Raw genomic sequence first — 21986 nt, forward strand, 5'->3', positions numbered from 1 at the left:
TCGAGGGCCTGCGCCGCGAGGAGTGGAGCGGCACGACGTACACCGAGGAGGAGTTCCGCACCCTCGCCGGGGTCCGCGACGGGATGCCGCTCATCGGCTCCGGCAGCCTGGGCGAGCGGCTGTGGAGCGGACCCGCCGTCACCGTCGTCGGCATCGACGCCCCGAGCGTCGACCGTGCGGCCTCCGCCGTCGTCCCGTACGCCAGGGCCAAGCTGAACCTGCGCTTCCACCCGGAGCAGGACCCAGGACAGGCGCAGGGGCTGCTCGTCACCCATCTGGAGTCATTGCGTCCGTTCGGAATCCCGCTCACCGTCACCCCGGGCGACACCGGCCCCGGATTCGAGCCCGCGACCGGTGGCCCCGCCTACCGGGCCGCGCAGACGGCCCTGCGCGAGGGCTGGGGCGCGGAGCCCGCGTTCGTCGCCGGCGGCGGCTCGATCCCGCTCGTCAACGGCCTGGCCAAGGCAGTGCCCGGCGCCGAGATCCTGCTCTTCGGCGCACAGGACAGTATGTGCAATCTGCACGCGCCCAACGAGCGGGTCCTCTTCTCGGAACTCCGCTCGGCCGTCATCGCCGAGGCGGCGTTCCTGCGGGAGTACGCGGCCGCGCACCGCGGCGGGAGCGCCGCGTGAGCACGCTGGACACCGGGGCCCCGCCGGGGGAGAAGCCGCCGGCCGGAAGGAAGTTCGTCTTCCCCAGCGCCCTGACCGTGCTGGTCGTCGTCACGCTCGCGGTCTGGGCGGTGGCCTTCCTGATCCCGTCCGGCGCGTACGACCGCACCAAGGGCGGTGCGCCGATCCAGGGCACGTACCACCGCGTCGACTCCGGCCAGAGCGTCGTCGACCGGCTGAACGACCTCTTCCTCTCGCCGGTCAACGGCCTGTACGGGGTGCAGGACGCCAGGACCGGCCAGGTCGGCCCGGACCTGACCGGCGAACTGTACGGCAGCGCGGGCGTGTTCCTCTTCGTCATCGCGATCGGCGCGTTCATCACCGTCGTCTTCGCCACCGGCGCGCTCGACCTCGGCATCGGCCGCCTCGCCCACCGGCTGCGCGACCGCGGCGCACTGCTCATCGCGGGCGTGATGCTCGTCTTCTCGCTGCTCGGCACGGTCGAGGGCTTCGCCGAGGAGACCCTCGGCTTCTACGGGCTGATCGTCCCGCTGATGCTGGCCCTCGGCTACGACCGCATGGTCGCCACCGGCACGATCATCCTCGGCGCGGGTGTCGGCGTGCTCTGCTCCACGGTCAACCCGTTCGCCACCGGGGTCGCCTCCGCGGCCGCCGACATCTCGCTCGGCGACGGGATCGTGCTGCGGGCGGTGATGTGGGTCGTCCTGACGGCGGTGACGATCGCCTATGTCATCCGGTACGCCAAGCGCGTCCGCGAGGACCCGGGCCGGTCGCTCTCCGGCTTCCTGCCCGGCGACCGCGAACAGGCGGCGGCCGACGCGGGCGAACCCCCCGAACTCACCCCGCTCCACCGCGTAGTCCTGGTCATGGTCGGCCTGACCTTCGCCTTCATGATCTTCTCGGTGGTCCCGTGGTCCAGCGCCCTGACGGGGGAGGCGGACGCCACCCCGTACGGCTTCGAACTGGGCTGGTCCTTCCCGCAGCTGGCCGCGCTCTTCCTGGTCGCGGCCGTCCTCGTCGGCATCGTGGCCCGGTTCGGGGAGCAGAAGATCAGCGCGACGGTCGTCCAGGGGGCCGCCGACTTCATCTCGCCCGCACTGGTCATCGTGCTGGCCCGCGGGGTCACGGTCATCATGAACAACTCCCGGATCACCGACACCGTCCTGCACTCCATCGAGGGTCTGGTCTCCGGCACCTCCTCCGCGGTGTTCGCCATCGCCGTGTTCGTCGTCAACCTCCCGCTGGCCTTCCTCATCCCGTCCACCTCCGGCCACGCGACCCTGGCCATGCCGATCCTGGCCCCACTGGCCGACTTCGCGGGCGTCTCGCGCGCGGTCGTCGTCACGGCCTGGCAGGCGGCCAGCGGCTGGATGAACCTGTGGGTGCCCACGACGGCGGTCACGATCGGCGGGGTGGCGCTGGCCAAGGTGGGTTACGACAGGTACCTGCGCTTCGTCTGGCCGCTGCTCGCCGTTCTGGCGGTGCTGATCTGCGCGTTCGTCGCGCTGGGAGCGGTGGGGACGTGAGAGGCGGAACGAGGTGGGGGCTGCGGGTGCGGCCGAGGTGCGGGCGGCCGGCCGACCGCAAGTGGTCTGTACCTATTGACGGGATGGTCCAGACCAATTAGTTTCCCCTGTGCTCCATGGAACGAAGGACACCAGCTCCCCCCTCAGGACCTCCTCACGGGTCCCTGCCACAAGGGAGAACCATGTTCGAGCACATGCCCCTCAGACGGAGAACGGTGACCGCGCTGGTCGCCGCCCTCGCCCTCCTACTCGCCCTGCTGTCCCTCCAGGCCACCCCCGCACACGCGGCGGGCAAGCTGACGGCCACCTTCACCTCGGCCGACAACGGCCCCTGGTGGAAGGGGACGTACATCCTGCGCAACGACACCGACACCGCCGTCACCGGCTGGAGCCTCGAATTCGATCTGCCGGCCGGGGTCACGATCGACAGCTCTTACAACGGCACCGTCACCACGCAGGGCCGCCACATCACCGCGGTCAACGCCCACTACAACGGCACGGTCGCCGCGCACAGCACCACCGAGCCGTACAGCTACTGGTTCGTCGCCACCGGGCCGATCACCGCGCCGACCGGCTGCCGGATCAACGGCGACAAGTGCGACGGCTCCGCGGACGCCCCGCCGGGCGCACCCGGCGGGCTGAAGCAGACCGATGTCACCGCCCGTACCGCCTCGCTGTCCTGGACGGCCGCCACGGCGGGGGACTTCCCCGTGGCGTCGTACGACATCCTGGCGGGCGGCAAGGTGCTCGGCACGGCCACCGCGGCCACGACCGCCACGGTCACCGGACTCACCCCCGCCACCGCCTACTCCTTCACCGTCCGGGCCAAGGACACCCGGGGCAACACCTCCGCCCAGAGCGCCCCGCTGACCGTCACCACCGTCGACCCGGCCACCGACACCTCCCCGCCGACGGCCCCCGGCGCCCTGCACTCCACCGCGGCCGACTCCTCGTCCGTCACCCTGGCCTGGACCGCCTCCAAGGACAACCAGCGGGTCGCCGCGTACGACATCTACCGGGGCGCCACCCTGGCCACCACGGTCTCCGGTACCACGACCACCGCGACCATCGGCGGGCTGTCCCCCTCGACCTCGTACACCTTCACCGTCAAGGCACGCGATCCCGCGGACAACGCCTCGCCGGCCAGTAACACCCTCACAGCGAAGACCGCCGACATCGTCGGCGCCGGCAACTACGCGAAGGTCGGCTACTTCGTCCAGTGGGGCATCTACGGCCGCCAGTACTTCGTGAGGAACCTCCAGACCTCCGGGGCCGCCGACAAGCTCGACATCGTCAACTACGCCTTCGCCAACATCGACCCCAACAACCTCACCTGCCTGAACGGCGTCACCAAGGGCACCACCGCCGACCCCGAGGACCCCGAGCAGGGAACCGGTGCCGGTGACGCCGATGCCGACTACACCCGCCCCTTCAGCGCCGCCCAGTCGGTGGACGGCGTCGCGGACGACGGCTGGGGCAAACTGCGCGGCAACTTCAACCAGTTGAAGAAGCTGAAGAAGCTCCACCCGAACCTGAAGATCGTGGTCTCGCTCGGCGGCTGGACGTACTCGAAGTACTTCTCCGACGTGGCGGCCACCGACGCGGCCCGCAAGAAGTTCGTCTCCTCCTGCATCGACATGTACATCAAGGGCAACCTGCCCGAGTACGGCGGCGCGGGGGGCCCCGGCACCGCGGCCGGCATCTTCGACGGCTTCGACATCGACTGGGAGTGGCCGGGCACCGGCACCGGGCACCCCGGCAACCACTACTCGCCGAACGACAAGAACAACCTCACCCTGCTGCTCGCCGAGTTCCGCAAGCAGATGGACGCACTCGGCGGCGGCCACCGCCTGCTCACGGCCTTCACCCCCGCCGACCCGCAGAAGATCGGTGACGGCTGGGACCTGAGCAAGGTCTTCGACTCCCTCGACGTGGCCAACGTCCAGGGGTACGACTTCCACGGCTCCGGCAGCGACAACTCCTGGGAACCGAACCGCACCGGCCACCAGGCCAACCTCTACAACGACGACCAGGACCCGTACAACTTCCACTTCAGCGCGGACACCGCGATCAAGGCGTACACGGACGCGGGCGTCGAACCCCGCAAGCTGACCCTGGGCATCCCGTTCTACGGCCGCGGCTGGCAGAACGTCGCCGACGGCGGTGCGGCGGGCGAATGGCAGTCCGCGGGCGGAGCCGCCCCCGGCCAGTTCGCCGAGGAGGCCGGCACCCGCGGCTACTCCAACCTCAGCGGCGCCTACCCGACGATGACGGTCCATCACGACGCGCAGTCGGTCTCCACGTACGGCTACACCGGGAACCAGTGGTGGTCCTTCGACGACACCTGGTCCATCGGCAAGAAGACGGCCTATGTGAAGGACAAGGGGCTGCTCGGCGTCATGGTCTGGGAGATGTCGGGGGACACCCCGCAGGGGACCCTGCTGGGTGCGCTCGACACCGGTCTGAAGAAGTAGCCGTTCCCCACGGCCGGTCCGCTGAGTCCCGCCGGACCCCGCGGACCGGCCACCCGCCGCGTCACAGGATGATGCGGTCCCGCACCAGTCGCAGACAGTCCTCGTCCCCGGCCGGCAGCTCCTCGCCCGCCGGCCAGGGGTGCACGGTCAGCGTCAGATGGGTCAGATAGCCGTAGGGCCCGCCGTCCTCGCGCGGGGCGAGCACGACCCCGTGCTCGCCCATGCGCCATATCCGGCACCGCAGATGAGGCCCAAGACCGAGCCAGTCGTTGGCACGAAGGGTGCGCAGGGGTGGACCGAGCTCGGCGGCGACGGCCTCCGCCGCCCGGTCGAGCACGGCCTCGCAATCCGCCTCGGCGGGCTCCTCGAGCAGCTCCCAGCCCGGCAGCGCGGCCCAGTCCCCGATCAGCTCGACGAGCGAGTCGTGCCCGTACTCATCGGGATCCGGGGGATCGACGGGATACGCCTCGCCGAACGTCAGGATCAGGGTGGACTCCGGGTCGCCCAGCGGGGCCGGTATCCGGCGTCGGACGCGAGGCGTACTCGGAACGCGCCGCTAAGCGCCTACAGCCACCGGGATGAACTCGCTTGCCTTCCCGCTCCACGACACCCTTAGCACCTCCCGGGCGCGCGTACAGGCGACGAACAGTAGGCAGCGTTCGCGAAGGATGTCGCCCTCGTGCTGAAGCCAATCCACCTCGGCGGGTGTGATCTCCCGAGCGAACGGCATCACACCCGCCGAGACGCCGAGCACGGCGACCGCACGGAACTCCAGCCCCTTCATGGCATGCATCGTCGCAAGGCGTACACCCTCTGAGCCGGGCGGAATCGACCCCTTGACCCGTGTGACGGGAATCCCGGCCATCCGTAGGTGGTCCGCGGCCTTGTCGAGGGTCAGGTTGAACCGTGCGCTGACCCCGATCTCGGCCGGTGCCACGCCGTCTGCGATCCACTCCTGAATCCGTTCTGCCAGCGCCGATGCCTCATCCTGCTGGCTCGCGCAGCCCACGGCCTCCGGGCGGCGGCCGTGCAGCAAGGAGCGGTAGCCGGCGAGTGAATCATTGCCCTCGCCGTCCATCGCCTCCACCGTCACCGGTGCCAGGAGTCGTGCCGACCAGGAGAGAATCTCCTCTGTGGAACGGTAGTTGACGCGAAGCCGGAAACTGCGGCCGGCGGTCTGCACCCCGAGAGACCCGAGCGTGACGCGGGAATCGTAGATCCGCTGATGAGGATCGCCGGTGAGGAAGAGATCGTCCGGTCCGGCCGCGACGGCTTCACGCAGCACCCGCCATTGAGCGGGGTGCAGGTCCTGCGCCTCGTCGACGACGATGTGCCGGTACGCCGGGCCGTGCTCGCTCAGCAGTTCGGCAGCGCGGGCGCACACGCTCAGGTGCGTGGTCTCCCCCCGCTCCTGCAGTAGCCGCTCGAATTGTTCGACAGCTTCCCACACCAAATTCCGCCGTCCGGCCCCGAGAGCCGTGCCGCGACCGCGGCGCGAGACCGAGAGGTAGGAAGCGAGATCGCGGGCGTCCTGCCCGAGGACGATGTGCCGGTACTCCTGCGCCAGGAACTGCTCGCTGAACGGCAGCCGGAGACGCTTGACGACCTTGCCCCACAGCTGCCGCTGTACTCGGTCACCGACGGGCTGTGCGGGCCGCGCGTCATGGTTTCGGACGACCGTGCTCGCGAACGCGTCGACGGTGGTGATGTCGACGCGCTTCAGTGGATCCTGGTCGTCGTCCAGGAGCAGCGCGAGGTTCTCGCGCAGGCCGGCGGCCAGAGCGTTGGTGAATGTTGTCAGGAGAACACGACTCCCGTCGGCACGCCCGAGCAGGTGCTTGACGCGATGCAGGGCGGCGACCGTCTTGCCTGTCCCCGGGCCGCCGGTGACCTGCACCGGACCACCGTAGGAAGTGCGGTAGGCGACGCGGCGCTGCGACGGGTGGAGGAAGACGCGCCACGCGGCGAACGGCTTGTCCAGCACCTCTGCGAGCTCCTGCGGCCCGGTGACGAGCCGGATGCGTGCGGAGGTGTTCGCGATCACGGTCGCGAGGTCCTCGACCGGCTCCGCGGGCGCGTCGACCGGCCGGCGTACGGCGACGACGTCCCGGTAGACCTCGTCGGGGCCGAACCCTTCGGCGAGGTACTGCAGCACTTCCAGCTGGTCCTCGGGCAGAAGTGTGGCGAACGCCTCCAGCTGTGCTTTGTCCGCAATCGAACGGACCGCGCGCAGTACCTGATGATCGATGCCGAGTTCGCGCAGCGCGCCGTCCGACACCTTCGCGAAGAGTAGTTCCGGCGCCGTACGCGCGGCCTCCTCGTACAGAGGCGTCAGCTGGTCGAGCGCGACCGCGTTGCGGACTTCCAGGGCGCGCGTCGCGGTGTTCGCGCTGTAGAGGCGCTTGGCCGCCCAGCTGTACGCGTCGTCATGCGGAAGAACGTTCACCAGCAGGAAGACGTCACTGCCGTCGTCCGGGGCGAGGACGACTCCACGCCAGAAGTCGCTGATCCGGATGGTTCGCATCCGCGGGTCGCGGGCCCGCTCGACACTCTCCAGGTGGAGACCCTTGTCGGCGTTGAGTTCGGCGACGGTCAGGGCCTGGAACTTGGCCATCGCCTTGCGCACACCAGCACGGATCGGCTTCTCCAGACTGTCGTATCCGTCCCAGAAGCTATTGGCGAATGCGAGACGTGGCATCAGATTCCCCCCGGTGTGTGTGAACACGGATCATGCACGTGGAGCGTGTACCCGTAGATCATTGTTGATGGTGATCGGCCGCCAGGCGGGCGGCCAAGGCCCTGAACGTGTCCAGCAATTCGGCCGGATCACGGTCCAGGTCCAGCACGTGCTGGTACAGGCGCACGCTTCCGTAGCCGCCCGGCCGGCCGCTGCCGCGCACCTCGTGGAACCGCTCTCCGTGCTGTCCGGCGGCGTACACCAGGTGCCCCTCGCGCAGGCCGAGAACAGTGCAGTAGGCAAGCATCTGGTACAGGTCCGCGCTCGGGTACGAGCCGGTCTTATCCGTCTTGTACTTGGCGTCGACGACCGCGACCGGGGTACGCCCGTCCGGCCGGTGGACGACCAGGTCCGGGCGCATCCGGACTTTGCAAGCAGTGTCGAGGTGATGCGGGTCTTGGAGCCGTCCGGTGAACCCGTGCTCACGGACGGCCTCGCGCAGGGCCCCGGTGACGAAGTCCTCGAAGAGGACGTTCATGTCGAAGAGGAACCCATCGAGGGAAAGTCCACCGGCCCGGTGCTCGGGCGATGTGCCGCGGAGAACTGCCTCGGAGAGCCGCAGCGCGGGCTGGTAGCGGGCGTTGAGCCGGGAGGGCGTCCACTCGGGCAGGTCCCGGCCTCGGATCAGTGGCGCGGCATCGGCGAGCCGCACCCGTTGATGGCCCAGCCGCCGCCGCACGTCGCCGGGGACGTCAGGAAGCCGGAGCAGAGCTTCGCAGGCCGCGCGCAGGGTCCGGTTCTCCGGGGTGTCCGCGGTGTAGGCGTCGTACGTGATCTCGACCGGCGGGGTCCGGCCGAAGTGACGCCGGATCTGCTCCGCCTCGCGGACCCGCCCACGTAGGACCAGCGCCGACTCCTCCACCCGCTGGTAGCCCTGAAGGAGCCCTTGGCGCAAAGCACGGTCGATCTGCCGCTCCACGGCGTACGCGAGTGCGGGCACGACGTCCTCGTGCGCGCCGATGTCGACGGTGCCGTCGCGCTCCTGCCGCCAGGCCCGTGCGGGGTCGAGGCTGAAGCCGAGGAGAAAGAACAGGCGACGGACGGGGGTCTTCGGCACGATGCGCAGCGTCACTGCATCGTGCGCCCGGGTGGTCGGGACACGCGGGGCGGCGACCGGGAGGCGGATGGCCCCGACGCGGCTGCCTGCCCGCAGGAGCCAGTTGCCGGGTCGTTCGGGATCGGGGGTGGCGCTCTTCAGCACGCCGGAGACGGCCAGTGCGCGACCGGTGACGGCGTCGAGCGGGATGGAGCGGGCCGTGGCGTGCTCGCGCAGCGTGATCAACAGGCCCGAGCTGGCGGGGCGGCGCGATGATGCCGCTGAAGTGGCACAGCCTGCGCTCCTCAGAGTGTTCACCCCTGTGCCTTCCGCAGGGCGTCGAGCCCGTACCGGTCCTCGACGTCGATGCCCTCGCCGTAGTGGTACTCGTTCAGCAACGGAAGGATCTTCGTCCGCCACGTGCGATCGAGACCCCCGGTCCGATAGGCGCCGGGCTTCATCAGGTACGAAGGGCCGATGGCGAAGTCGGGGTCTGCCAGACGGTTGTTGAGGGTGTCGAGGAGGCGGGCGGGCTCGTCGTCCTTGCCTTCGCGCTCAAGCCAACGGGCCAGCAGTCCGCGCGTCGGTTCGGTGCGGGGGGAGAGCTCTATGAAGGCGAACCGGCGGCGCATCGCGGCGTCGACGAGAGCGATGGAGCGGTCGGCGGTGTTCATGGTGCCGATCACGAACAGGTTGGGCGGCAGGGCGAAGTCGTCCCCGGAATAGGTGAGGCGGACCGTCTTCTTGCGGTACTCCAGCAGGAAGTACAGCTCGCCGAACACCTTGGCCAGATTGGCGCGGTTGATCTCATCGATGATCAGGAAGTACGGGATGTGCTTGTTTCCGTCTCGCGACGCGAGGTCGGCGAGCTCACGCAGCGGGCCGGCGTTCAGTCGGAACGCGACCTCGCGGGTCTCCGGATCCTCGACGGGACGAAACCCCTCGAAGAAGTCCTCGTACGCGTACGACGGGTGGAACTGCACCAACTTGACCTGCTCGGCGCCGCCCCCGAAGTGCTCGGCGAGCTTCATCGCCAGGTAGGTTTTGCCGGTTCCAGGCGGCCCGTAGAGAACCAACTGCCGTTCGTCCCAGAGAAGGTCTCGTACTTCGTCGAGCCAGGCCCGGTCGTGGATCAGGAGTTCCGAGGCGAGAGCATCCGTGACCGGGGGCAGTGCCAGTTCCTTCGCCAGCGCCGGGGGTACTTCCTCGTCTGCGACCGGGGCAGCAGGGGCGCCGAGCGTGGCGAGTGAATCCGCGACGGAGGTCAGATCTACGACGTCGTGCTGCACGGAGAGCTTCTGCTGCAGTTCTTCCGGCAGTTCGTCGTACGGATGCCCCTCAGGCTGCCATGAGACGGTGCGCCGCAGGTTGGTCAGACCGCCGGGGGAGTCGGTCTGCTGGGCCTCGCCGGTGATCTGCCCGAGATGGAGCTGCCCCTCGGACAGGGTGGTGAGGGTGTCTCCGACGCGCATCTGCGTCAGGAAGGCGTGCAGGTCGTCGACCAGGCCACGCTTCTGACTGTAGGAGGCGGTGCCTTCGTAGCCGTCCTCGACGTATCGGCGCAGGCTGCTCTTCGTCGGGTCCTGCTCATCCAGTGGCGGCAGGTGGGCGCCGGACAGGGAGACAAGCCCTTCGCTCAGCCACATCCGATGCACAAGATCCCTGCCGGACACGTTGGAACCGCGCACCAGCCAGGACTTGCGCGGCGCGCGCCAGCTCGGGGTGAGGTAGTCCGAGAGCGGATGGCCGGAGGCGTCCCGCCACGCCTCCGGGCCGCTCACGCCGTAGCCGATGACGAGTGAGGCGGCGGCGGAGGCGGAGTTGCATTCGATGTCCCGGGTCGCCAGCCAGTACCGGCTCACGTCGTCGGGGGCGTCGGTGAGGGAGCCGTCGGCGCGGAGTGCGGTCCGCTGCCGACGGGTGTGGTCGCTCAGGCCGGGCCATTCGAGGGCGCTGACAGGTGACCCCCGGCGTACCAGAAACCTGAGGGAGCCGTTGTTCCCGAATTCGGTGAGGAGGCATCCGTGCGCGGTGGGACCGCCGCCGGGAAGCTTGAGGCGGAACTCGGGGTAGTCCGGGTGCTGCATGGAGGGCGGCCTTCCGTGCGACGAGGGCGGGCTTGCGAGCAGTGTATCCGTTGACGGTGCTAACGGCTTCAATTTCCACACGCGGGCGAGACTATGCGTCAGGCGTGCTCCAACTGCGCCCTGCGGGTCATTGCTGGCTGGGATCGCACTCGAGATTGGGTGCGGAGGAGGGAGCTTTCCGGAAGATTCTGTTGACGTTGTAAACGGGTCGACTCTAGAGTAAGGCACGCCAACCCGCTCTCTTCGTAGCGGTGAGGAAGGCTCTGGATGTCAGGGGTGCGTAATGGGTGGGGACCTGGGCACGGAACGGCAGGCCATCGCTGCGGAGTTGCCCTCCGTCATCGAGCGGCTGAAGAGTTGTGCGACCCGTGCGGGCGTGGTGAGTCAGCGGGTCTTCGTCGCGGAGGCGGCCCTCCTCGGGCTCACGTCGGATGAACAGCGACGGGGTCTCCGTAGCGGCCTGGCCGCCGAGGGGATTCGCGTGAGGTCGCCGCGTCGAACGCTCGAACCGAAATCTCAGATCGCCTCCAAGCCCTCCGGTGTGGTGAGGCCATCATCTTTGCCCCGGACGGCCAAGACCGAGCCGGTGGCCGCACCCGTACTGCCCTCGCTCGTGCCTTCCGAGGCGGCCAAGCGCCTGGCGTCGGCCCGTCGCATGCTGGCGCGCTACGCCGACTCCGGCGGCACGGTCAGCAGGCTCGCCCGCGACGGCGTCGCGCGGCTGCACGGGCTCAGCGCCGCCGACACACAGGGACTGACCGCGGACTTCCCGGTGACGCGACCGCTCCCGGTTCGTTCCGGAACCGTGTCCCCGGTCGCTTCGGCGTCCCCCAAGCCGTCGAGCGGCAAGAAGCGGGACAGAGTGTCTGTCTCCGCGCTGGAGGCACAGCATGAGGGTGCCGTCCGTGCGGCCCGGGCCGCACTGGAGGAGGACCGGTGGTGTCGGGATCGTTACAAAACGCTACTGAAAGCGGAAGAGGAGGTGGGGCTCGCCGTCCTCCTGCGCGGAGGTACCGGGGACCTTGGCCGTGACGTTCCAAAAGAGGAGATCGCTGGGCTTTCGCGCACCGGTGAGCGGTGGCGCGCATATGAGTGCCTGGTCCTCCACAACCAGCGGTTGGCGTGGAAGATCGCCCGTCATTACGAGGGGCGTGGACTCGACGGTGATGATCTCGACCAGCATGGGATGTTCGGACTGCTGCGCGCGGCCCGGAAGTTCGACGGCTCCAAGGGCTTCAAATTCTCCACCTACGCGACGTGGTGGATCAAGCAGAGCATCAGCCGCGCCATCGCCGACGAAGGCACCACGATCCGGATTCCCGTGTACATCCATGAGCGTGTCAGCAAGGTCGCCAACGCCGAGCGCAATCTCCTGAACGAAGGCCGCCCCAGGACCGTCGACAACGTCGCCTACGCCACGGGCCTGACGTTCGTCCAGGTGGAGGAGGTACGCAGGATCAGCCGCCCTACCGACTCGTTGGACCGAATCATCGGCGACGACACGGCATTGGGAGACCTCATCATCGGGCCGAGCCGGCTTCCCGGACCGCTTGTCGTGCTGCTCCGCAAGGAGCTTCAGGCGCGCGTGCGGCTGGCGTTGGAGGGCCTGGTCGAGCGGGAGCGGCACATCCTCATTCGAAGGACCGGCCTCGACGGTGACGAGCCGGCCACGTTGGAGGAGCTCGGAGTGGTCTTCGGTGTCACTCGCGAACGTATCCGGCAGGTCGAGTCGAAGGCGAAGGCGAAGTTCCGCGGGCAGGCGATTCGCCTCGGATTGGCGCCGTCACATCGCGCGCTCCGCTGAACGCGCACACCCCGCTTGTCGGCACCGGCTCTCACCACGAACATCACATCGAAGGATCCACCTATGGACCCCCGCCAAGACCTGGTCGACTACCTCACCCGCCAACTCGTAGGCCCGGCTGCCGGAGACGACGAGGTGCTCGATGCCCCGCCCGACCGCCAGTACCTGATGGGCACCCTGTACCCGCAGCAGGCCGAACTCCAGCGGCGCCTCTCCCACGCCGCTGAGGATCCGGAGAGCCAGGGTGCCGAACAGGACGCCCCCGACGCGAGCCCGGCCGGCGACCCGTTGCCCGAGGGCAACAGCTGGCTCCCCGCCTCTCTCGGCCTCAGCTTCTACACCGACGCGCCCGCGGTCGAGGTCGGCTGCACCGCGTCTCGTTACGAGACGCTGAAGAGCGAGCCCGGGCGTGGTCGCCGCTGGCGCCGCATCGCGCTCAAGCCCGAGACGCACCTGATCGAGCCGGACCGCGACTGCGTGCCCGTCCTCGAAGGGCGAGCCGAGATCCGGCTGACCCGCCGTCCGTACGGCAAGGGCACACTCATCACCGTCGCCTTGGTCAATGCGGCCCGGCATGAGGCGGCCGACAGTAAGCCGCCGAGCTGGGACGACATGCTGTTCCAGTGCGAACTGACTGCCCGGCCCGTTGACGGCAGTGTCCTCCCGTATCCCAGTGTGCGGCTCGCCAGCCGCGACCCTGAGGAGCGCGAACTGCGACTGCAGTACCAGCACGTCATCACCCGTGCCGTCGGCCACGGCTGTGCCGTGAGAGAAGTCCTGGCCGAGGACGGATCGATCGAGAAGCTCTCCTGCGAGACACTCCCGCGCGCCGAAGTCCCGGTCATCCGAGCCGGAGGCCCGCTCGACTCGCCTGCGCTCGCACTTTCCCATTTGGCGGATCCTGCCATCGGCGCTGATCAACTCAGGGAGGAGCTGGCCGAGTTCGCATCCACGTACCACGCCTGGTACGTGGGTCAACGTGCCGTCGAAGTGCCTTCCTGGGGCCAGGAGGCCGCCGACAGGATCCTCGACCGCATCGGTCGGGCCGTCGTGCGCATCGAGTCGGGCGTACGAACCCTCTGCGACCAGAATCGTCCCGAGCTCCTCGCCGCCTTCCGCATCGCGCAGCGCACCATGCAGCTGCAGATGCGGCACTCCGCACCCGACCTCGCAGGGCAGCGACGGCAGCGCGCTGATGCGGCCGTCACCGACCCGACTGTCGACGACACGGCGGCCTGGCGCCCCTTCCAGCTCGCGTTCTTTCTCCTCGCCCTCGACGGCGTCGCGGACCCGGAGCACCCCGACCGCGAGACGACCGACCTGATCTGGTTTCCGACCGGTGGTGGCAAGACCGAGGCGTACCTGCTGCTCGCCGCGTTCACCATCGCCCTGCGCCGCATCCGCAATGAAGGGGACGGAACAGCCGTCCTCAGCCGCTACACGCTCAGCCTGCTCACCACACAGCAGTTCCAGCGAGCCGCCACCACGATCTGCGCCATGGAGCACCTCCGTCTGACCGAGCCGGCCCTCGGCCTCGGCGCCGAACCGATCACCATCGGCCTCTGGGTCGGCGAGACCACCACGCCCAACAGCTTCGAGTCCGCGAAGAAGGCGTTCGACGATCAGCGCGTGGCTGCCCGCCCCGAGGACGTCTTCATCCTGGACCGCTGTCCCTGGTGCGGCACGCGCATCCTGCCCGCTGCCAGGTCCAGCGTGCGTGCGGACTACGGAATTCGTGCGGAGCCGGACGAGTTCTCGTTCTTCTGTACCCGCGACGACTGCCGCTTCCACGACGGCCTGCCCGTTGCCGTGGTCGACCAGCACCTCTACCGGAACCCGCCCACATTCGTGCTCGGCACCGTCGACAAGTTCGCCCGGCTCGCCTGGGAGCGCGATTCCGGCCGGCTCTTCGGCGCGGGCACCGACAACCCGCCTCCGTCGCTGATCATTCAGGACGAGCTGCACCTGCTCACGGGACCGCTCGGCACCACCGTCGGCCTGTACGAGTCCGCGATCCTCGAACTGTGCACCGGTGCCGACCGCCGCCCCCCGAAGATCGTCGCCGCGACCGCCACCATCCGGCGGTCTGCGGAACAGGTCCGCGCCCTCCACAACCAGGACGTCCAACTGTTCCCACCGTCCGGCCTCGACGCCCGCGACAGCTTCTTCGCCATCCCCGACAAGGGCCGCCCCGGCCGCCTCTATCTCGGCGTCATGGCGCAGGGACATACCGCGGGCCGCGGAGCCGTCGCCACCACGGCGGCCATGCTCCAAGGCGTCCACGAGCTCCCCGAGGATCACCGCGACGACTACTGGACCCTCGTCGCCTACCACCACAGCCTGCGCGAGCTCGGCCGTACCGTCACCGCCGCCGGTGATGACATCCCCGCTCAGATCCGCGGCCTCGACGAAGGCACCGGTGTCCGCACGCTCGGTGACAGTGATGTCGAGGAACTCACCAGCAACCTGCCGAGGGCCGAACAGCCCATTCTCCTCGACCGCCTGGAACAGCCCTGGACGGACCCACGCTCGGTTTCCTTCCTGCCCTGCACCAACATGCTGTCCGTAGGCGTCGACGTGAAGCGTCTCGCCTACATGCTCATGCAGGGCCAGCCCAAGACCACCGCCGAGTACATTCAGGCCACCAGCCGCGTGGGCCGCCACCGGGTGCCCGGCCTTGTCGTCACGTACTTCAACGCGACGCGCCCCCGCGACCGCTCCCACTACGAGACGTTCATCGACTACCACAGCGCCCTCTACCGCTTCGTCGAACCCGCCAGCATCACGCCCTGGTCGATCCCCGCGCGCCGTCGAGCCCTGCATGCCGCGCTTGTCATCCTCGTTCGCCACCGCCTCGGCCTGGCCGCCGAGAGCGCGGCGGGACAGATCACCGGGCGACGGGCCGAGGCCGACAAGATCGCCGACGCATTGGCTGCCCGCGCGGCGACAGCCGAGTGCGGCGGCACTGACGGAGCGCGCGGCGACGCCGTGCGCGCCGAGGTGCGCCGCGAGCTCGGCTACCACCTGGACGACTGGTGCAAGCAGGCCGAGTGCGCTGCCGCAGAGGGCAAGGACCTCTACTACCGCAGCCAGGGCAAGGGCCAGCACAACCTGCTCAAGGGCTTCGAGCAGCGGTACGGACTGTGGGAGACCCTCAACTCCATGCGCAGCGTGGACCGCGAATGCCAGATCACGGTGACGGGAGCAGGAAAGTGACGCGCAAACTCAGGGTCCGTCAGGCGCAGACGGTGCTGCCGTTCGGTGTCGGAGCCGTCCTCGACATCCAGGGCGAGTCGTTCGTCGCCGCCGGCATCGAGGCCTGGCCGTACAAGGGTAAGACCCCGGTCGAGTCCGCCCGCCTCGCCGCCCGCCTCGGCGTCACCGGCTTCTTTGCCGCCCCGCACACCCTCAACGACCGCTACGACAAGGCCGAGCAGCCCGGCGCGCCCTACGTCCGATTCCCCGGCTGGCTGTTCTGCGGTGCCTGCCGGGCCATGGTCCGCTTCCTGCGCGAGGACGAGCGTCCTGGCGAGCCGGCCGTCTGCACCTCCTGCGGTGCCGCACCGCGCCTCACCCCGATGAGGTTCGTCCGGATCTGCCCGGACGGCCATCTCGACGATGTCGACTGGTGGTACTGGACGCACTCGAAGCTCTCGCCCGAAGCCCGGGAAGCCTGCTCCGAGGCGAGCAACACCTGGAGGGCGCGCCGGCTCAGTTTCCTCGTCGCAGACCGCGCCTCCGGCCTTGAAGCCCTCTCCGTCCACTGCGGCGCCACCCGCCCCGGCGGCGGAACGTGTGGTGCCCGTCGCGACCTGCTCGACATCCTCGGGCCGCAGGGCGGCAGCTGCTCCGGCCGCAACCCGTGGCAGCACTGGAAGGAGCGAGCGACCTGCGGCCAGCAGGTCCACATCGTGCAGCGGACCGCGGGCAACGTCTACTACCCGGCCGTCTACTCGGCGCTGGACATCCCCACGTCCGACGAGCAGCCACAGATCAACCAGGACAAGGCTGAAGCGGTACGCGGCCACGTCTACTGGGATCACCTGCTCGGCGCACTCGGCAAGCCCCGTGCCGCGACCTTCCGCGACATGATCAAAGAGGACACCGAAGCCTCGGACGATCTCATCGACCGGCTCATCGCGGAGGCCACGGGCGCGCCCGCACCCCTGGCGGAGATCAAGCCCGCGACCGCGAAGCTCGACCTCAGTCGAGACGAGTGGAACGCTTTCGCCGCCAACCAACTCCCCGAACCTGAGAGAGACTTTGCGGCACGTCGCACGGACCTCGGCCTCGACGGGGAGAAGGAGGAGCCCTGGGTCACCCTCGCCTCGCTCGTCGACGGAGTCGTCCTCGTCGACCGCCTGCGCGAGGTACGCGCACTGACCGGCTTCCGGCGCCACACGCCGACCGGCACCCTCGTCCCCTCCGACACCAGTGGCCGGCTGCGCTGGTTGCCCGCCAACGAGGTCTACGGCGAAGGCATCGTGCTCAGCCTCGACGAGAAGCGCCTCACCGACTGGGAGTCGGATCCGCGAGTCCGGGCCCACGTCGCAGGCGTCCGTACGGACCTCGACGAGTCGTTCCGCAAGGAGCAACTGGACGAAACCGTCGGCGCAGAGCTCTCCCCGCGATTCGCGCTCCTGCACACCCTCGCTCACCTCTTGATCCGCCAGCTGTCCTTCGACTCCGGCTACACCACGTCCAGCCTGCGTGAACGCGTGTACGGGCGGCCCGAGTTCGGCCAGCGAGGCGTACTGATCTACACGGCGGCCGGAGACGCCGAGGGCACCCTCGGCGGCCTGGTCCGCCAGGGCGAAGCCCCGCAGTTCACCGAGACGCTCATCCGCATGCTCGAGGCGGCCGCCTGGTGCTCCGCCGACCCGCTCTGCGCCGAACACACCGGCCAGGGCTTCGGCAACCTCAACCGGGCCGCCTGCCACGCCTGCACCCTGCTCCCCGAGACAAGCTGCCAGACCGGCAACACGCTCCTCGACCGCGCCCTCGTCGTCGGCTCCGCCGGCGTCCCCGGCTACTTCACCGACGTCCTCAACGCCAGCCGCGAAGCGGCGGCCGCAACCGCCCTGGGATGACCCATGACCACCACGAACCCGGCCACGACGGGTCCCGTACTCCACCCGGACCTCACCCCGGCACAGCGCGACTGCCTCGACGCACTGCCACTGACGGGCAACCACCTCGTCAGCGGACCGCCCGGCAGCGGCAAGAGCCTGCTCGCTGCCCACCGGGCCGTACACCTCGCCCTCACCGGCCGCCCCACCGTGCTGCTCACTCGCTCCAAACTGCTCTGCCGGCTCCTCCAGGCCACACTCGACGACCTCACGGTGCCGGGCGCGGCGATCGAGGCATCCACCGCCCACGCCTGGATCATGCGCCGGTATGGACGCGGCGCGGTGCGTACTGCGGACGGCTGGTTCGACTGGACTGAACTCACGGGCCTGGCCGCCGCCACGATCGACGCGAGCGAGACGACGGTGACTCCGCACCTCGTCGTGGACGAGGGCCAGGACCTGCCTCCCGGCTTCTATCGGATGGTCCGCCTGACCGCCGTGTCGACCACGGTGTTCGCCGACGAATGCCAGCGCCTCACGGAGACGAATTCCACCCTGAACGAGATCGCATCCACGCTCGGCCACTCGACGAGCCGCGTCGAGATCAGCGGCAACCACCGCAACACCCGCGAGATCGCCTCCCTCGCCGAACACTTCCGAGTCGGTGGCACACAGCCGGATATGCCGGTCCGCAGCGGCACGCTTCCTGCCATCCGTCGCTACTCGGGCCCGAAGGACCTCGCCGACGACATCGCCGGCCTGGCTCTACGCGCACCGAAGCAGCGCATCGGTGTCATCGTGAACTCCCTCCCCACGGCCGCAGACCTGATGCGCCGCCTCGAACGGGCCAACCTCCCAACCGAACCTCAGCTGTACAGCTCGGCGGCTCAGAGCGACCGCTACCGCAACCTCGATCTGACCCGCCCCGGCGTCGTCTTCGTCCACCGTGCCAGCGCCAAGGGTCTCGGCTTCGACACGGTGGTGGTCGCCGACGCCGAGACCGACTCCGCCGCCGACCCGACCGAAGCGTCCCTCCGCATGGCGTACTACGTCATGATCACCAGAGCCCGCCAGCGCCTGATCCTGGGCTGGCAGGGGTCGCGGCTGCCGCGGCATCTGGAGGGGCTGGGCGGCTGGGCCACGATGCGCTGAGCGGCGTGGGACGAGCCGCGGGTCGTGCGGCATGACCTCGCCCCACAGCGATGCCCCCGCTCACCGCCGGGACGGCCGGACGATCCCCGAGATCGACGGAGCGCCCTCCGCGAACTGATCGAGCCCCTGCTTGCCAAGCCGTCCGAGGAGGACGAGTTGGGCATCGAGGGCACTCTTGTCGTTACGCGACACGGCGCTGCGCAGGGCATCGCGGGCGGCGATGACCTCAGTTCGGATTGTCGTGGGGTAGGCGTCCTGTTCAGCGAGTCGGATGGCGTAGAGCGCGTTTCGGATGGACGGGTCGATGCCGGTCGACAAGTCATCCACCCGCTCCGTGGCCTCCCGCATCGCAGCCGTGTCCATGGCCTCGCGCGCGTCCCGGACTGCCTCGGCCGCGTTCCGCAGGTCCTCCACGAGTACCGCAGGCAGCAGTCCGCGTCCCCCCTGGGCGAAGATCCTCGCGCCGGCCTGGGTGCTTCGGGCGCGTGTGCAGAGATCAAGGGTGTCGCGAGCGGAGTCAAGCAGTCCATCGAGGGAGTGGCTCAGGCTCTCCCCGCGGCCGAGCGCCGCAAGGTCGTGCATGGTCTCGGTGAGCGCGTCGCGCTCCGCGTGGGTGAGATCCTGCTTCCAGGTGTCCAGGAAGTTGGCGTAGCGGGCCTGTAGTTCGGCCGCCTTCCGCCCGACGGCGGGGGACACCGGGTTGCGCCGGAGTTTGGCACCGCACCAGTCGTCGGAGCCGATGCGATACCGCAGCCCGATGGTCCGGTCGGCGTCGAGCCGCACCTGGAGGGTGAGCGGTACTTCGCCCCGGAGGCCACCGGGGCGCTCATGGACGAAGCCGCCGCAGAACTCGTTGCGCCGGGCAGAGCGCAGATGCGGCCCTTCCCAGAGATTGATTCCCACGGAGGTGGCGTTGTTGCTGCGGACTGCGAGGCCGTCCACCCGATGCCATTCGGTCGGGTAAGGGGTACCGCCGGGGAAGAGAGCCCCCACGGTGCCGTCCGCAAGCTCGACCCCGATGGTCTGGGCCGTGACCTGCTGGGGGAGAGCGGTGCCGAAGTCGCCGCCGCAGAATGAACAGGAGCTGAAACCCGCGGCGTTGACCATGGAGCAGCCGGGGCACTTCAGGCCGCCGGAGTCCAGGGCGGCGTCGCAGTCACCGCAGATGGTCGCTCCGGCGGGGTTGTCATCCCGGCCGCAGGCCGGGCATTCGGAGGGAGCGACGGCCGGGGTGGCCGAGCGCAGTCCGGACAGGTCCGTGGCGCACACCGGGCAGGCAGCGGTGAGTTCGGGGGCCGGGACGTGGCAGTCCGGGCAGTCGACTGTGGGCGTACCGAGCAGCGGCACGGCGCAGGCCGGGCAGGCCTCGGAATCGACGGGAATCTTCTCGACAGTGCACGTCTCGGACGGGCAGTCGAGCGTCTGGAGGAGGCCGGCCTCTACCGCCGCGCCGTGAGCGACGGCTGTCATGGGGTCCACCGCGTCGGACACTGTGTCGGCACCGAAGAGGTCCTGGAGCCCGCGCCGGACGGCCGGCACGAGAGTGGAACCACCGACGAGGAGGACCCGCTGGACGTCCTCGGGTGTCGCGCTGTACTCGGTGAGCACTGTTTCGACCGTCTCCCTCATCCTGCTCAGGTGGCCGGTGAGGAGTGATTCGAAGTCGGCACGCCGCAGGGTCCCGGACCAGGCGCCGCCTTGCTTTCCGAGCGGGGCGAGGACGACCTCGGCGGCGTCCTGTGCGGACAGTTCGATCTTTGCCCGCTCGGCGGCGGCCCGGATGCGGGATGCGTCTCCGTCCCCGCCGTGGTCGCGCTCGCCGAGACGTGTCCTCAATTGCGTGTCGAGCAGCGCATCGAAGTCGGCGCCGCCGAGTAGGTTGTCCCCGCCCAGCGCGGCTACGGAGAAGTGTCCGGGGCCGATCGCCAGGAGCGACACGTCGAAGGTGCCGCCGCCCAGATCGAAGACGAGCACAGTGGCGTAGTCCTTGAGCCCGTCCTCGCCGGGGCGGACCCCGAAGGCGTGCGCGGCGGCCGTCGGTTCCTGCACGATGCGCGCCACGTGGAAACCGGCCAGTCGCCCGGCCGACCGCACCGCGTCGAACTGGGGCTCGGCGAAGTACGCGGGCACGGTGATCACCGCACGTCGGAACGAGGCCCTCGCTGCGTCCTCGGCGTCCTTTCTGAGCCGGCGGAGCAGGATGGCGGACACCTGCACGGGGGAGAGCCAGTGTGAGCCGACCTGGATCTCCACGGCACCATCAGGGCTCTCCCGGACGGGCGGGGCGTCGTCGGGCCGGGTCTTCAGCGCCTTCTGGACGAGCCCGTCGTTCCAGCGTCGTCCGATGAGGCGCTTGACCTCCGTGATCACGGAACGGGGGGCACCGCCGCGCCAGCTGAGGGCCTCCTGCCCGACGAGCAGGCCGCCGTCGGGGCCGACCCCGACGGCCGAGGGGGTCGCCCGGCCGCCGTCCCGGTTGGGCAGGACGACGGGGACGCCGTCGTGCATCCAGGCCGTGACGGAGTTGGTGGTGCCGAGATCGATACCGAGAGTCCGGTGCATGAAAGGCGTACTTCCTGATCGTCTTGGAATGGCGGAGGAGCGGACGCGCGGTCAGGCGCGGCGGGATCGGCGGCGCTTTGCAACCACCGACGGCTTGCGCAGAAGCTGCCGTTGGGAACGAGTGGTGCGCCGAGGTTGAGCACGCACAGGTCCGGCCCCGGGGTCGGGCTCTTGTACGAGATCGGGCGCGGGCCCAGGCACTGCGACGACAACCTCAGCGGGCCTCAACGTGGCGGACCCCTGACGGAAGCCGGTGGCCTTCTCCCGCAGCACGGTGCCTTCCGGACGGCTCGGGTGCGGCTCGGTGTCCACGACGCGCATCTCCGCCGGGTCGACGGCCCTGCCTACGACAACCATCGGCCTGACGTCGTGCTGCTCGAGTTCCCGACGCAGCATCAGGTGGGCCGCATAAATCTGCTCGCCCAGTGCGAGCGCGGCCGAAGCCGTCTGGCGGGCAGACCGAGCCGTGTGCAGGGCGTCGGCGCGGACACGCGTGTCGGCCAGCACGTCGTCCAGAGCGAGCAGCGAACCCAGCAGGCCCCTCAGCTGCCCTTCGGCGGTCTTCCGCTTTTCGGACAGGATGGCGACCCTGTGCCGCATCTTGTCGAGCTCGGACGGCGGGCCGCCGCCGACAGCGGAGGTGGGACCGGGGTCGGTCATGGGCGCTCCTCGGTGCTGTGACCGGGCAGGGGCGGGGTGAGCATCTCGGCGACGAGGGCGTCGACGGGTGTGTGCGAATTCTGGTTGGCCCGGCGAACGAGCGCGTGTCTGGCCGAATCCTTAAGAGCCGCGGAGGCAGTGAGCTCAGGCGCCGCCAGCCTCCGGAGACCCAGGGGCCGGGTACCGAGCGGGGCGTCCGGGAGGAGTTCGTGGAGGGTGGGGCCGAACCAGGGGAGAGGGGACGGTT

Annotated in this window: 14 protein-coding genes; 7 read left to right on the forward strand and 7 right to left on the reverse strand. The window is 69.5% G+C overall.

Features of this window, described 5'->3' with window-relative positions; all coding sequences use genetic code 11:
- The 3 genes from J1C73_RS14865 to J1C73_RS14875 form a co-directional block, all read left to right on the forward strand.
- Positions 1-632 (forward strand): peptidase dimerization domain-containing protein (locus tag J1C73_RS14865; protein WP_207316796.1); only part of this gene is annotated, 632 nt, incomplete at its 5' end.
- Entirely contained in the window at positions 629-2158 is a 1530-nt protein-coding gene (locus J1C73_RS14870) for a YfcC family protein (protein WP_372446688.1), read from the forward strand. The genes J1C73_RS14865 and J1C73_RS14870, both read left to right, overlap by 4 nt.
- A gap of 182 nt (positions 2159-2340) precedes the next feature.
- On the forward strand, positions 2341-4632 hold the full coding sequence (locus J1C73_RS14875; protein ID WP_207316797.1) for a glycosyl hydrolase family 18 protein: 2292 nt from the start codon (positions 2341-2343) through the stop codon (positions 4630-4632).
- Positions 4633-4693: 61 nt separating this feature from the next.
- Here J1C73_RS14875 and J1C73_RS14880 read toward each other — a convergent pair whose 3' ends face one another.
- From J1C73_RS14880 to J1C73_RS14895, 4 genes are all read right to left on the reverse strand, one after another.
- Positions 4694-4969, reverse strand: a complete 276-nt coding sequence (locus J1C73_RS14880) for a hypothetical protein (RefSeq protein ID WP_123463628.1) — start codon at positions 4967-4969, stop codon at positions 4694-4696.
- A gap of 219 nt (positions 4970-5188) precedes the next feature.
- Complete coding sequence (locus tag J1C73_RS14885) at positions 5189-7330, reverse strand: DEAD/DEAH box helicase (RefSeq protein WP_207316798.1); 2142 nt, start codon at positions 7328-7330, stop codon at positions 5189-5191.
- A 58-nt stretch (positions 7331-7388) separates the two neighbouring features.
- Positions 7389-8651: an McrC family protein gene (locus J1C73_RS14890; RefSeq protein WP_242644187.1), complete on the reverse strand. Its 1263-nt coding sequence runs from the start codon at positions 8649-8651 to the stop codon at positions 7389-7391.
- A 68-nt stretch (positions 8652-8719) separates the two neighbouring features.
- Complete coding sequence (locus J1C73_RS14895) at positions 8720-10492, reverse strand: DUF4357 domain-containing protein (protein ID WP_123463630.1); 1773 nt, start codon at positions 10490-10492, stop codon at positions 8720-8722.
- Positions 10493-10775: 283 nt separating this feature from the next.
- Here J1C73_RS14895 and J1C73_RS14900 point away from each other — a divergent pair, with 283 nt between their 5' ends.
- The 4 genes from J1C73_RS14900 to J1C73_RS14915 all read left to right on the forward strand — a co-directional run bounded on the left by J1C73_RS14900 (position 10776) and on the right by J1C73_RS14915 (position 18517).
- The gene (locus J1C73_RS14900; RefSeq protein ID WP_207316799.1) at positions 10776-12296 is read left to right on the forward strand and encodes a sigma-70 family RNA polymerase sigma factor; all 1521 of its coding nucleotides are present in this window, start codon (positions 10776-10778) and stop codon (positions 12294-12296) included.
- A gap of 63 nt (positions 12297-12359) precedes the next feature.
- Entirely contained in the window at positions 12360-15512 is a 3153-nt protein-coding gene (locus J1C73_RS14905; RefSeq protein WP_207316800.1) for a helicase-related protein, read from the forward strand.
- Positions 15509-17386: an MrfA Zn-binding domain-containing protein gene (gene drmB / locus J1C73_RS14910; RefSeq protein WP_123463636.1), complete on the forward strand. Its 1878-nt coding sequence runs from the start codon at positions 15509-15511 to the stop codon at positions 17384-17386. The genes J1C73_RS14905 and drmB overlap by 4 nt, the downstream gene beginning before the upstream one ends.
- Before the next feature lie 3 nt (positions 17387-17389).
- The gene (locus tag J1C73_RS14915) at positions 17390-18517 is read left to right on the forward strand and encodes a DEAD/DEAH box helicase (RefSeq protein WP_207316801.1); all 1128 of its coding nucleotides are present in this window, start codon (positions 17390-17392) and stop codon (positions 18515-18517) included.
- A gap of 60 nt (positions 18518-18577) precedes the next feature.
- Here J1C73_RS14915 and J1C73_RS14920 read toward each other — a convergent pair whose 3' ends face one another.
- The 3 genes from J1C73_RS14920 to J1C73_RS14930 all read right to left on the reverse strand — a co-directional run.
- Entirely contained in the window at positions 18578-21079 is a 2502-nt protein-coding gene (locus tag J1C73_RS14920) for an Hsp70 family protein (protein WP_123463640.1), read from the reverse strand.
- Between the two features lie 51 nt (positions 21080-21130).
- Complete coding sequence (locus J1C73_RS14925; RefSeq protein WP_123463642.1) at positions 21131-21739, reverse strand: nucleotide exchange factor GrpE; 609 nt, start codon at positions 21737-21739, stop codon at positions 21131-21133.
- Positions 21736-21986 (reverse strand): hypothetical protein (locus tag J1C73_RS14930; protein WP_207316802.1); only part of this gene is annotated, 251 nt, incomplete at its 5' end. The genes J1C73_RS14930 and J1C73_RS14925, both read right to left, overlap by 4 nt.

Source organism: Streptomyces laculatispora, assembly GCF_017353455.1.
GTDB classification, from domain to species: domain Bacteria; phylum Actinomycetota; class Actinomycetes; order Streptomycetales; family Streptomycetaceae; genus Streptomyces; species Streptomyces laculatispora.

Excerpts from the sequence above, each read along its gene's own strand:
- J1C73_RS14895 (WP_123463630.1), bottom strand. The coding sequence starts at position 10,492 with ATGCAGCACCCGGACTACCCCGAGTTCCGCCTCAAGCTTCCCGGCGGC.
- J1C73_RS14905 (WP_207316800.1), top strand. The coding sequence starts at position 12,360 with ATGGACCCCCGCCAAGACCTGGTCGACTACCTCACCCGCCAACTCGTA.
- J1C73_RS14875 (WP_207316797.1), top strand. The coding sequence starts at position 2,341 with ATGTTCGAGCACATGCCCCTCAGACGGAGAACGGTGACCGCGCTGGTC.
- J1C73_RS14925 (WP_123463642.1), bottom strand. The coding sequence starts at position 21,739 with ATGACCGACCCCGGTCCCACCTCCGCTGTCGGCGGCGGCCCGCCGTCC.
- J1C73_RS14885 (WP_207316798.1), bottom strand. The coding sequence starts at position 7,330 with ATGCCACGTCTCGCATTCGCCAATAGCTTCTGGGACGGATACGACAGT.
- J1C73_RS14915 (WP_207316801.1), top strand. The coding sequence starts at position 17,390 with ATGACCACCACGAACCCGGCCACGACGGGTCCCGTACTCCACCCGGAC.
- J1C73_RS14920 (WP_123463640.1), bottom strand. The coding sequence starts at position 21,079 with ATGCACCGGACTCTCGGTATCGATCTCGGCACCACCAACTCCGTCACG.
- J1C73_RS14900 (WP_207316799.1), top strand. The coding sequence starts at position 10,776 with ATGGGTGGGGACCTGGGCACGGAACGGCAGGCCATCGCTGCGGAGTTG.